Source organism: Pseudomonadota bacterium, from assembly GCA_040752895.1.
In the GTDB taxonomy this organism is placed as follows: domain Bacteria; phylum Pseudomonadota; class Alphaproteobacteria.
In genome coordinates this window covers 208104-220134 of sequence record JBFMHN010000002.1, presented here as the reverse complement: position 1 = coordinate 220134, position 12031 = coordinate 208104, and the positions used below count along the sequence as shown (strand labels likewise).

Genomic DNA, 12031 nt, shown 5'->3' with positions numbered 1-12031 from the left:
GTTCTTTCGAAAAGTATAGATTTCCGGGAGGGGTATGCCAAGGCGGCGGAAAGTAGGCAACGCCTTGCTTAAGCGCGGGTTTTTCCCCAGGTGTCGAGGGCGACGAGCATGGCTTCCGCCGTGGCGAGAAGGGTCGCGGCTTCGCGGTCGTCGGGGTGGGCGCCCAGGTCTTCCTTTGCTTCCCCCCGCCGTTTTTCGATCTCGGCGCGGTCCATCTCCTCCATGGGAATCGCCTCCCTGGCCAGAACCGTGCAACGCTTGGGCGTTGCCTCGGCAAAGCCGCCGGCAACGAAAAGGGCGGTCGCTTTATCCGTTTCGTCGTGGACTTCGAGAACACCGGGCCGCAGGCTCGAAAGAAAGAGCGCATGCCCCGGAAGCACAGCGAAATCCCCTTCCGCGCCCGGCACGACGACGAAGGCCGCGTCGCGGGAAAGCAGAAGCTTTTCCGGGGAGACCAGTTCGAAAGTGACTGTTTCAGCCATGCCGTGTTTCCTCAGGCCGCCTCGATGGCCATCTGTTTCGATTTTTCGATCGCTTCTTCGATCGTGCCGACCATGTAGAAGGCGGCTTCCGGCAGGTCGTCGTATTCGCCGGCGACGATACCCCTGAAGCCCTTGATCGTGTCTTCGAGATTGACGAAGACGCCCGGTTTTCCAGTGAAGATTTCCGCCACATGGAAGGGCTGGGAAAGAAAGCGCTGGATTTTGCGCGCGCGCGTCACGGTCAGCTTGTCTTCTTCCGAAAGCTCGTCCATGCCGAGAATCGCGATGATGTCCTGAAGCGACTTATAGGTTTGCAGGACTTTCTGTACGTCGCGCGCGACCGCGTAGTGGGCCTCGCCGACGATGCGGGGATCCAGCATGCGCGAGGTCGAATCCAGCGGGTCAACCGCCGGGTAAATGCCAAGTTCGGCGATCTGGCGAGACAGCACCGTGGTTGCGTCCAAGTGCGCAAACGATGTTGCCGGCGCGGGGTCCGTGAGATCGTCCGCCGGCACGTAGATCGCCTGCACGGAAGTGATGGAGCCCTTCTTCGTCGTGGTGATCCGCTCCTGAAGCGTGCCCATGTCGGTAGCCAGCGTCGGCTGGTATCCGACCGCGCTCGGGATGCGGCCGAGAAGCGCGGACACTTCCGAACCGGCCTGGGTGAAGCGGAAGATGTTGTCGACGAAGAAAAGAACGTCTTGGCCTTCCTCGTCGCGGAAATATTCGGCGACCGTCAGACCGGAAAGACCGACGCGCGCCCGGGCGCCGGGCGGTTCGTTCATCTGGCCATAGACGAGGGCCGCCTTCGAGCCTTCCCCGTCGAGCTTGATGACGCCGGACTCGATCATCTCGTGGTAGAGGTCGTTCCCCTCGCGTGTGCGCTCGCCGACGCCGGCAAAGACGGAATAGCCGCCATGCGCCTTCGCGATGTTGTTGATAAGCTCCATGATGATGACGGTCTTGCCGACGCCGGCGCCGCCGAAAAGGCCGATCTTGCCGCCCTTCGCGTAAGGGGCCAGCAGATCCACGACCTTGATCCCGGTGACGAGGATCTCGGCCTCCGTGGACTGGTCCTGGAAGGAAGGCGCCGGCCGGTGAATCGGCGAAGTTTTCTTGGTGTTGATCGGGCCGCGCTCGTCGACCGGCTGGCCGATGACGTTCATGATGCGGCCAAGCGTCTCCGGCCCCACCGGCACGCTGATCGGTTCGCCGGTGTCGGTCACCTCTTGGCCTCGGACGAGACCGTCCGTCGTATCCATCGCCACCGTCCGAAGGGTCGATTCGCCCAAATGCTGGGCAACCTCAAGGACCAGCAGGTTGCCCTGGTTGTCGCAGTGGAGCGCGTTCAGGATCAGCGGAAGTTCGCCGTCGAACTGCACGTCGACGACGGCCCCCAACACCTGCGTGATCTTGCCGACTTTTTTTGCCATGTCTTCCGTTTCCCTTGGTAAGCCGCCCGTGCGTCCCATCTTTACAGCGCTTCGGCGCCGGACACGATTTCGATAAGTTCCTTCGTGATGTACGCCTGGCGCGTACGGTTGTAGTGCAACGTCAGTTTGTCGATCAGTTCGCCCGCGTTCCGCGTGGCGTTGTCCATGGCCGTCATGCGTGCGCCCTGCTCGCTGGCCGCGTTCTCGAGCAACGATCGGTAAACCTGCGTGCTCAGATTTTGGGGCAGAAGCTCGCCGAGCAATTCTTCTTCCTCGGGTTCGTATTCATAGACAGCGCCTTGCGTGTCCGCCGCCTTTTCTTCTTCCGGCGCCGGGAAGGGGATGATCTGTCGCAGCGTGACGACTTGCAGGATCGCCGAGGCGAAGCGGTTATAGATCACCGTCGCGACATCGAATTCGCCTTTTTCAAAAAGCGCCAGCACGCGCTCGGCCACACCTTCCGCGTCTTGGAACCGCAACCGGCGTTTGCTGATTTCTTCCATCGAATCGACGATGAGCCCGCTATATTCCCGCCGAAGCTGCAGGCGCCCCTTGCGCCCGACGCAAAGAATTTTCACGGTCTTGCCGGCAGTTTGAAGCTCGCGAATCCGCGCCCTGGCGGCGCGCACGATCGAGGAATTGAAGGCGCCGCAAAGCCCGCGGTCCGATGTGGCGACGATCAGAAGATGGGTTTCTTCCTTGCCGGTGCCGGTAAGCAGCCTGGGTGCCGCCTCGAAATGCTCCAGGCTTTTTGCCAACGCTCCGCAGAGCCGCTCCATCCGGTCGGCATAGGGCCGGGCGGCTTCCGTCTGTTCCTGGGCGCGTCGCAACCTCGACGCGGCCACCATCTTCATCGCCGCCGTGATTTTCTGCGTCGAGCGAACGGAGTTGATCCGGATGCGAAGGTCCTTGAGGCTGGGCATTCCGTGCGATCCGATCGGTTGGTTCTAGGCGAACGTCTTGCTGAAGCTGTCGAGGAAGGCCTTAAGTTCGGCCCCCGTCTTATCGGAGATCACCTTCTCTTCCCGGATCGCTTTCAGGATGTCTTGCCCTTTCGCGCGGATCTCGGAAAGCAGCGACTCTTCAAAGCGCGTCACCTCGGCGGCGTTGATCCCGTCGAGATAACCCCGCACGCCCGCGAAGATGACGACGACCTGCTCTTCGGCGGCGAGCGGGGAGTACTGGCCCTGCTTCAAAAGCTCGGTCAGGCGCCGGCCGCGGTTCAAGAGCCTTTGGGTCGCCGCGTCCAGGTCCGAGCCGAACTGCGCGAAGGCTTCCATTTCGCGGTACTGGGCAAGTTCGAGCTTGATCGTGCCGGCGACCTGCTTCATCGCCTTGGTCTGGGCGGCGGAGCCGACGCGGCTCACGGAAAGGCCGACGTTCACGGCCGGTCGGATGCCCCGGTAGAAAAGGTTCGTCTCCAGGAAGATTTGGCCGTCCGTGATCGAGATCACGTTGGTCGGGATATAGGCGGAAACGTCGCCGGCCTGGGTTTCAATGATGGGCAGCGCCGTCAGCGAGCCCCCGCCGTTGTCGTCGTTCATCTTCGCCGCCCGCTCGAGCAGGCGGGAGTGAAGGTAGAAAACGTCCCCCGGATAGGCTTCGCGTCCCGGCGGCCGACGCAGAAGAAGCGACATTTGCCGATAGGCGACGGCCTGCTTCGAAAGGTCGTCGTAGATGATAAGGGCGTGCGTGCCGTTGTCGCGGAAATATTCGCCCATCGCGCAGCCCGCGTAGGGAGCAAGGAACTGAAGCGGCGCCGGTTCCGAGGCGGTGGCGGCGACGATGATCGAGTAGTCAAGCGCGCCGTTGTCGGCCAGCGTCTTGGCGATCTGGGCCACCGTCGAGCGCTTCTGGCCGATGGCGACGTAGACGCAGTAAAGTTTCTTTTTCTCGTCGTTGCCCGCGTGCGCTTCCTTCTGGTTCAGGATCGCGTCGATGGCGATGGCGGTTTTGCCTGTCTGGCGGTCGCCGATGATCAGTTCGCGCTGGCCGCGGCCGATCGGAATCAAGGCGTCGATCGCCTTCAGCCCCGTCTGCATCGGCTCGTGCACGGAACGGCGCGGGATGATGCCGGGCGCCTTCACGTCCACGCGGCGGCGCTCTCCCTCAATTGGACCCTTGCCGTCGAGCGGGTTGCCCAAGGGGTCGACGACGCGGCCCAACAGGCCCTTGCCGACCGGCACCTCGACGATTTGTCCGGTGCGTTTCACGGTGTCGCCTTCGCGGATGCCGCGGTCGTCGCCGAAGATGACGACGCCGACGTTGTCCGCCTCCAGGTTCAACGCCATGCCGCGGATGCCGCCGGGGAATTCGACCATTTCGCCGGCCTGGACCCGGTCGAGACCATAGACGCGGGCTATCCCGTCACCGACAGACAGTACCTGACCGACTTCACTGACCGTGGTTTCAGTCCCGAAGTCGGCGATTTCCTTCTTGAGGATGGCAGAGATTTCCGCGGCCCCGATTTCCATTTACGTGCTTCCCTTCATGACGATTTTCAGGCGTTCCAATTGCGAGCGCAGCGAGTTGTCCACCATTCGGGACCCAAGCTGCACGATGAGTCCGCCAAGCAGGCCCGGGTCCACCCGCGCGTGGATGGAGACGTTCTTGCCGACGGCCTGTTTCAAGGCCTGCCGGATGGCGGACAGTTGATCTTCGTTCAGGGGCTTTGCCGCCGTCACCGTGGCGGACGCCTCGCCGCGGTGATCGGCAAGGAGCCGGCGGAAGGCGCCGATCATGGCGGGCAGTGCAAAGAGGCGGCGGTTCTTGGCGAGGGTGCCCAGGAACTTTCCGGCCAGGCTGGAAAGGCCGGCCGCCTTGGCGACCGCGCCGATGGCGCGCGCCTGTTCCTCGCGGGAAAGGACGGGGCTGCGGACCATCCGATGGAAGTCGCCGCTTTCCTCGATCATCTTCTCCACCGCGCGCAAGTCGGCGGCGACGGCGTCGAGCGACTTCTGCTCATGGGCGAGCTCGAAGAGCGCGGTGGCGTAGCGATTGGCGAGACCGGAAACACCGGCGGCTTCGGATGACACCTGGCAGTTCCTTTAAAGCGTTTAACGCGGGTGAATAGACCTTTTTGCCGACCTTGGTTTTAAAGGGGATCGGCCTACGGTCGGCCGCACCGGAAGCGCGGCCCCCTCCCTGAAAAAAACCAGCGGATACCTACCATAGGGGTCGGTGCGTTGCAACCCGACGAAGGTCCTAGTTTTGTGCGCCATTCGCACGGTTTCGACGGGCGCTCAGAGGAAGCTGTAGGGGTCGATGTCGATCTGCAGTTTAACCCCCGCCGGCGGCGGGCTGGGATCGAGCCAGCGGTGCAGGATGCGCTGGATGGGAACGCCCGAAGCGGCCTTGACCAGCAGGCGAAAGCGGTGGCGCCCCCGCAGCATGGCGAGCGGCGCCGGCGCCGGCCCCAGCACATGAACGCCCCCGCCAGCCGGCGCCACCCGGCTTAAGAGGCGGGCATAGCGTTCGACCGCCGCCGCCTCGGTTCCGGAAAGGATAAGGGCGGCCAGGCGGCCAAAGGGGGGCATGCCTTCCGCCTCGCGGCCGCGGGCCTCGGCCTCGAGGAAGGCGTCGCGCTCGCCTCTGGCCAGCGCCTGCATGACCGGCATCTCTGGCAGGTGGGTCTGGAGGTAGGCGGCGCCCGGGCGGGCCTCGCGGCCGGCGCGACCGGCCAGTTGGTGCAGCATCTGGTAGCAGTGCTCGCCGGCCCGCAAGTCGCCGCCGGCCAGGCCCAAATCCGCGTCCACGACGCCGACCAGGGTGAGGGCCGGAAAATGATGGCCCTTCGCCATGATCTGCGTCCCGATGAGCAGGTCGATCTCGCCTTCCTGCATGCGGCGGACGATGGCAGCCGCCGCGGCGGGGTTGGCCGCCGTGTCGCTCGTCATGACGGCCGTCCGCGCCTGGGGGAAAAGGGCCGCCGCTTCCTCCTTGAGGCGTTCGACGCCGGGCCCGCACGCAACCAGGGTATCTTCCACCCCGCAGGCCGGGCAGGTGGCGGGCATCGGTTCCGAATAGCCGCAGTGGTGGCAGAGAAGACGGCCCGCCTGCTTGTGCGCGATCAGCCACGCCGTACAGGCCGGGCATTGGAAACGGTAACCGCAGCGCCGGCAAAGCGTCAGCGGCGCATAGCCGCGCCGGTTCAGGAACAGCATGGCCTGCTCGCCCTTTTCCAGCGTCTCCCGGATGGCGTTTTGCAAGATGGGCGACAGCCAATGCCCGCGCGGCGGCGGGTCCCGGCGGAGATCGATCAGCCGAACGCTGGGAAGATCGGCGCCGGCGTGGCGGTCCGGGAGGTGGAGGCGCCGGTAGCGTCCGCCCGTCGCGTTGCGGAGCGTCTCGATCGATGGCGTCGCCGAAGCCAGCACGATCGGAAGCTTCCCGAGCTTGGCGCGCACGATCGCCATGTCGCGCGCCTGGTAGATGACGCCGTCTTCTTGTTTGTAAGAAGGATCGTGCTCCTCGTCTACGACGAGGAAGCCAAGCTTCGGGAAGGGAAGAAAAAGGGCCGATCGCGCGCCGACGACGACGCTTGCTTTCCCTTCCGCCACCTGGCGGAAGGTGTGTCGGCGGGTGGCGCGGCCGAGGCCCGAATGCCAGACGGCGGGCCGTTGCCCGAAGCGTTCCTCGAAGCGTTCCAGCCACTGGGCGCTTAAGGCGATTTCCGGAAGCAGCACGAGCACCTGCTTTCCCTGACGCACGGCGTGGTCAAGGGCCTCGAAATAGACCTCCGTCTTGCCGGACCCGGTGACGCCGTCAAGCAGGCTGACCGCGAAGGCGTTGCGGTCGAGGTCCGCCTCCAGCGCCTCGGCGGCGGCCTGCTGGGCACTGGAAAGCGTTACCGCCTTTGCCTTGCCGAACGGCGCGGATGCGGCCGCTTCCGCCATTGGCGTTGCCTCGAGGAGGCCGGTCTCGAGAAGGCCGCGGAGAACGGCTTCGCCGACCCCCGCCTGCTTCGCCAGCGCCTTGCGGGCAAGCGGGAGGTTGCCGGATTTCTCCAGGCAGTCGAGCACGCGCTGGCGCTTCGCCGTGAGGCGGCCGTGGGGCTTGTCCGCGGCCCGCCGCAGGCCCATCGCGGGCATTACCGGCCGCAACGCCTCCGGTGCGCTCATCGTCATGCGAAGGACAAGGCCTGGCGCGCTCATCGTGTAGCCGGCCACCCATTCGACGAAGGCCCGAAGCTCGGCCGGCATGGCCGGCGTCTCCAGCCGTTCGGCGACGGGCTTCAGTCGGATAGGCCGCTTTCCCGTGCGGTCCGCGCCGCTCGCGCCACCCGCCGCATTCCCATCCCAAACGACGCCGATCGCCTCGCGCCTGCCCAGGGGCACCCGCACGTAGTCGCCGGGGCGCAGGCCAAGGTCGGGGCTTGCGGCGTAGTCGTAGACGTGCGGCAGACGGTAAGGCAGCAGAACCGGAACGCGGATTTCCGTCTCGACCGTTCGGGCGCTGGCACCGACGAAAGGCATGGACTACACTCTAATCAAGCCCCGCTTGGGGAACCAGCCAACCTTTCAAGCCTGCCAAGGGTGCGATGAAATTTTTCGTTGATACCGCCGACATAAAAGAAATCCGCGACCTTGCGGCCTCCGGCCTGCTCGACGGCGTGACGACGAACCCCTCCCTCGTCGCCAAGTCCGGCGGCGACTTTTTCGAGGTCGTGAAGGAAATTTGCAAAGTGGTGCCCGGCCCGGTAAGCGCCGAGGTAACGGCGACCGACTACCCGACGATGATCCAGGAAGGGCAGAAGCTTGCCAAGCTCGCCAAGAACATCGCCGTCAAGGTGCCGCTGACGCCGGACGGGCTGCGCGCCTGCCGGGCTTTGCGCGAGGCGGGCGCGATGGTGAACGTGACGCTTTGCTTTTCGCCCGCCCAGGCGATCCTAGCCGCCAAGGCCGGCGCCAGTTTCGTTTCCCCCTTCGTCGGTCGCCTCGACGACATCGGCGAGGACGGCATGGGGTTGATCGCCGACATCTGCCAGATCTATCGCAACTACAGCACCTTCACGACGGAAGTGCTCGTCGCCTCCGTCCGCCACCCCCAGCATGTGATCCAGGCGGCGAAGCTTGGGGCGCATGTCGTGACGGTGCCGCCCGGCGTGCTGCGGCAGCTTTTTCGGCACCCGTTGACCGACCAGGGCCTCGCCACTTTCCTTGCCGACTGGCAGAAAACCGGCCAGTCCATCCTTTGAGGGCGTGATGGGAACGCCGTCCCCGCCCGCGGCCGACCCCGAACTCGAGGTCGGCATCCGCGCCTGGCGGGGCTGGCTTGCCGCCGAGCGGCGCTATTCGCCGCATACGGTCAAGGCCTATGGGCGCGACCTTGCCGCCTTCCTCGAATTCCTGGCGCATCATTTCGGGCAAAGGCCGGGGCTGGCGGCGCTTCGTGCCCTCAAGACAGCCGATTTCCGCGCCTGGCTTGCCCGGGAAGCCGGGACCGGCAAGGCAAAGGTTTCGATCGCGCGCGCCCTTTCCGTCGTCCGCGGCTTCTTCCGCTTTCTCGATCAGCGCGGGCTTGTCCACAACCCGGCTATCGCCAACCTGCGCAGCCCCAGGCTCCCGCGCTCGGTGCCGCGGCCGCTTTCCATAGCCGAGGCGAAGGCAACCTTATCCTCCGCCGCAGGCTCGGCCATGCCGTGGGTCGCCAAGCGGAACGTCGCCGTCCTCACGCTTCTTTACGGCTGCGGTCTGCGGATCGGCGAAGCGCTTGCGCTGAACCGCGATCAGGCGCCGGAAGGCGAAGCGCTTCGCGTCACCGGCAAGGGGGGGAAAGAACGGATCGTGCCGGTGCTCGACGTCGTCCGCCAGGCGGTGGCGGATTATCTCGCGGCCTGCCCGTTCCCGTTGCGGGGTGCCGGCCCGCTGTTCGTGGGCAGCCGGGGCGGACGCCTGCAGGCCGCCATCGTGCAGAAGGAGATGCGCCGCCTGCGCGCCGGTCTCAACCTTCCCGAAACCGCAACCCCCCATGCACTGCGCCACAGCTTCGCCACCCATCTGCTTGCTGGCGGCGGGGATTTGCGCGCCATCCAGGAACTTCTTGGCCACGCCTCGCTGACGACGACGCAGCGCTATACCGAAGTGGACGAAAACGCCCTCCGCGTCGTTTACGAGAAGGCGCACCCGCGGGCCAGGAAGAAAGCCAGGGGCTAGGAACGCCGCTTCTTCCCGCTTTTTTTGCGCGTCTTCCGCTGCCATTTGCGAAACATCGCATAGGTTTTCGGGTGGCGTTTCCTGAGGCTGGCGATTTTTCGCCGCACCCAGATCGAATCGCCCGCCAGCAAAAGCGTCCCGATCAGAAGGAACAGAACACCCTGCAGCACGGGAAGGAAAAGCCCGACCACGCCGGCAATGAGGAAGAGAACGCCTAAAATCCGGCGCAGCCAGCGGCCAACCGTATCGTTGAGGCGACCCGCCACGGCGGCTTAAAAGTGGATGGGACGGCCCGCCACGGCTAGGGCGGCTTCCTTTACGGCTTCGCCGAAGCCGGGATGGGCGTGGCAGGTGCGCGCGATGTCTTCCGCCGAGGCGCCGAACTCGATCGCCAAGGCCGCTTCGGCGATCAGCTCGCCGGCGACCGGCCCCACGATGTGGACGCCCTGCACGCGGTCGGTCTTCTTGTCGGCGAGTATCTTCACGAAGCCGTCGGTGTCGGCGTTGGCCCGCCCCCGGCTGTTCGCCTGGAAAGGGAACTGGCCGGTGTTGTAAGGGACGCCGGCCGCCTTCAGCTCCTCTTCCGTTTTGCCGACGGCGGCGATCTCGGGCCAGGTATAGACGACGGCTGGAATCGCGTCGTAGTTCACGTGGCCGGCCTGGCCGGCGATGATCTCGGCGACGGCGATTCCCTCGTCCTCGGCCTTGTGGGCGAGCATGGGGCCCCGCACGACGTCGCCCAAGGCGTAAACGCCTTTCACGTTCGTCCGGAAATGATCGTCGATCTCGACCCGGCCCTGCTTGTCGCGGGCAACCTGCGCCTCTTCCAGGCCAAGCCCTTCCGTATAGGGTTTGCGCCCGATCGCGACGAGGACGACGTCGGCGGCAAGCGTTTCCGGGCGCCCTCCCTTGGCCGGCGCGAAAGCGAGTTCGACCTTGTCCTTCGCCACCTTCGCGTCCGTTACCTTGACGCCCAGCTTGAAGTCAATCCCTTGTTTCTTAAGGATTTTCTGCGCTTCCTTCGCAAGCCCCAAGTCCATCGGCATCAGGATGCGGTCGAGGTATTCAAGGACGATTACCTCCGCGCCAAGCCGCCGCCAGACGGAACCAAGCTCAAGCCCGATGACCCCCGCCCCGATAACGGCGAGCCGCTTCGGGACCTTCGGCAGCGCCAGCGCGCCGGTCGAGGAGACGATCCGCTTCTCGTCGATTTCGACGCCCGGCAGGGGTGCTGACACGGAACCGGTCGCGATCACGACGTTCGACGCCTTGAGCGTCGTTTCCCCTTTCTTGCCGGCAAGCGTGACGACGACGGTATCCTTCGCCGCGATCCGGCCGACGCCATGAAAGTGGGTCACCTTGTTTTTTTTGAAGAGGTAGGCGATCCCGCCCGTCAGGTCCTTCACGACCTTTTCCTTGCGCGCCATCATGGCGGGAAGGTCGAGTCCGAGCTTGCCCGTCCGGATACCGTGGCCGGCGAAGTCATGGGCCGCCATTTCGAAATAGTGGCTCGAATGCAGCAGCGCCTTCGAGGGGATGCAGCCGACGTTGAGGCAGGTGCCGCCCAGGGGCCCGCGCGCGTCGACGCAGGCGGTCTTGAGCCCAAGCTGGGCGGCGCGGATGGCGGCAACGTAGCCGCCGGGGCCGCCGCCGATCACCACCACGTCGAATTGCTTGTCGCTCATGTGCTTCCTCTTGGCGCTTTTTTTGATCGCTTAGATGTCGAGAAAAAGGCGGCTCGGGTCCTCGATGCATGTCTTGACGCGGACGAGGAACGTCACCGCTTCGCGCCCATCGACCAGACGGTGATCGTAGGTTAGCGCCAGGTACATCATCGGCCGGATCTCGACCTTGCCGTCGATGGCCATCGGGCGGTCCTGGATCTTATGCATGCCGAGGATGGCCGATTGCGGCGGGTTGAGGATCGGCGTCGAAAGCAGTGAGCCGAAGACGCCGCCGTTCGAGATCGTGAAGGTGCCGCCGGTCAGATCTTCCATCGTGAGCTTGCCGTCACGGGCCTTGGCGCCGAAATCGCCGATCCCTTGTTCGATTTCGGCAAAACCCAAACGGTCGGCGTTGCGCAGGACCGGCACGACGAGCCCTTGCGGCGAGCCGACGGCGACGCCAATGTCGTAATGGTTCTTATAAACGATCTCGTCGCCGTCGATCTGGGCGTTCACTTCCGGAATTTCCTTGAGCGCGACGATCGCGGCCTTGATGAAGAAGGACATGTAACCGAGGCGGACGCCGTATTTCTTTTCGAAGCCGTCGCGGTATTCATCGCGGACCGCCTTCAGGGCGGTCATGTCCACCTCGTTGAAGGTGGTAAGCATCGCCGCCGTGTTCTGGGCTTCCTTCAGCCGCTCGGCGATCCGTTTGCGCAGGCGCGACATGCGGACGCGTTCCTCGGCGCCGGGCTTGGCCTCGCCGGTCGGCGCGGAGCCAGGCGCCTTGGTTTGCGTGTCTGCCTTGGCTTGCGGAGGTGCGGCCTTGGCCTTTTCGAGATGGGCGAGGACATCTTCCTTGGTGAGCCGCCCGTCCTTGCCGGAGGCTGGAATTGCGGACGCATCCAGCCGGTTTTCCGCGACCAGCTTGCGGACGGCGGGCGTCAGCACGGTCGCCGCCGCCGGCTTTTCCGTCTTTTGTTCTTTTTTTTCCGTCTTGGCTTCCGTCTTGGCTTCCGTCTTGGCTTCCGTCTTCGGCTTCCCGGCCTTCTTGCCGGCTCCGGCTTCGATCCGGCCGAGCACTGCGCCGACCGCGACGTCGGTGCCGCTCTCGGCGACGATTTCGCTCAGATGCCCGGAGGCGGGCGCCGGCACCTCGAGGGTGACCTTGTCCGTCTCCAGTTCGACCAGGGGTTCGTCCGCGGTGACCGTGTCGCCAACGGCCTTGAACCACTTGGCGACGGTTGCTTCCACCACCGACTCGCCCAAGGCCGGAACTACGATTTCTTGCGCCATCT

General features: G+C 64.9%; 11 protein-coding genes. 2 read left to right on the top strand and 9 right to left on the bottom strand.

What is annotated here, in order from left to right:
• Positions 1–68: 68 nt before the first annotated feature.
• The 6 genes from atpC to AB1781_04830 all read right to left on the bottom strand — a co-directional run bounded on the left by atpC (position 69) and on the right by AB1781_04830 (position 7389).
• On the bottom strand, positions 69–482 hold the full coding sequence (gene atpC, locus AB1781_04855) for an ATP synthase F1 subunit epsilon (GenBank protein ID MEW5703900.1): 414 nt from the start codon (positions 480–482) through the stop codon (positions 69–71).
• 11 nt (positions 483–493) lie between these two features.
• A complete protein-coding gene (gene atpD / locus AB1781_04850; GenBank protein ID MEW5703899.1) occupies positions 494–1915 on the bottom strand; it encodes a F0F1 ATP synthase subunit beta in 1422 nt (473 codons plus the stop codon).
• 41 nt (positions 1916–1956) lie between these two features.
• Positions 1957–2838 (bottom strand): F0F1 ATP synthase subunit gamma, encoded by an 882-nt coding sequence (locus AB1781_04845; GenBank protein MEW5703898.1) that lies wholly within the window; start codon positions 2836–2838, stop codon positions 1957–1959.
• Positions 2839–2862: 24 nt separating this feature from the next.
• Complete coding sequence (atpA, locus tag AB1781_04840; protein ID MEW5703897.1) at positions 2863–4389, bottom strand: F0F1 ATP synthase subunit alpha; 1527 nt, start codon at positions 4387–4389, stop codon at positions 2863–2865.
• Positions 4390–4950 carry a F0F1 ATP synthase subunit delta gene (locus tag AB1781_04835; protein ID MEW5703896.1) on the bottom strand — a complete coding sequence of 187 codons (561 nt, stop codon included), beginning with the start codon at positions 4948–4950 and terminating at the stop codon, positions 4390–4392.
• Between the two features lie 207 nt (positions 4951–5157).
• Positions 5158–7389 carry a primosomal protein N' gene (locus AB1781_04830; GenBank protein ID MEW5703895.1) on the bottom strand — a complete coding sequence of 744 codons (2232 nt, stop codon included), beginning with the start codon at positions 7387–7389 and terminating at the stop codon, positions 5158–5160.
• A gap of 65 nt (positions 7390–7454) precedes the next feature.
• Here AB1781_04830 and fsa point away from each other — a divergent pair, with 65 nt between their 5' ends.
• Positions 7455–8111: a fructose-6-phosphate aldolase gene (fsa, locus tag AB1781_04825; protein ID MEW5703894.1), complete on the top strand. Its 657-nt coding sequence runs from the start codon at positions 7455–7457 to the stop codon at positions 8109–8111.
• A 7-nt stretch (positions 8112–8118) separates the two neighbouring features.
• A complete protein-coding gene (locus tag AB1781_04820; protein ID MEW5703893.1) occupies positions 8119–9069 on the top strand; it encodes a tyrosine recombinase XerC in 951 nt (316 codons plus the stop codon).
• Here AB1781_04820 and AB1781_04815 read toward each other — a convergent pair.
• The 3 genes from AB1781_04815 to odhB are packed head-to-tail and all read right to left on the bottom strand — an operon-like array spanning position 9066 to position 12029.
• A complete protein-coding gene (locus AB1781_04815; protein MEW5703892.1) occupies positions 9066–9335 on the bottom strand; it encodes a hypothetical protein in 270 nt (89 codons plus the stop codon). The two genes, AB1781_04820 and AB1781_04815, sit on opposite strands and share 4 nt — an antisense overlap.
• 6 nt (positions 9336–9341) lie before the next feature.
• Positions 9342–10754, bottom strand: a complete 1413-nt coding sequence (lpdA, locus tag AB1781_04810) for a dihydrolipoyl dehydrogenase (protein MEW5703891.1) — start codon at positions 10752–10754, stop codon at positions 9342–9344.
• 30 nt (positions 10755–10784) lie between these two features.
• Positions 10785–12029 carry a 2-oxoglutarate dehydrogenase complex dihydrolipoyllysine-residue succinyltransferase gene (gene odhB / locus AB1781_04805; protein ID MEW5703890.1) on the bottom strand — a complete coding sequence of 415 codons (1245 nt, stop codon included), beginning with the start codon at positions 12027–12029 and terminating at the stop codon, positions 10785–10787.
• Positions 12030–12031: the final 2 nt, after the last annotated feature.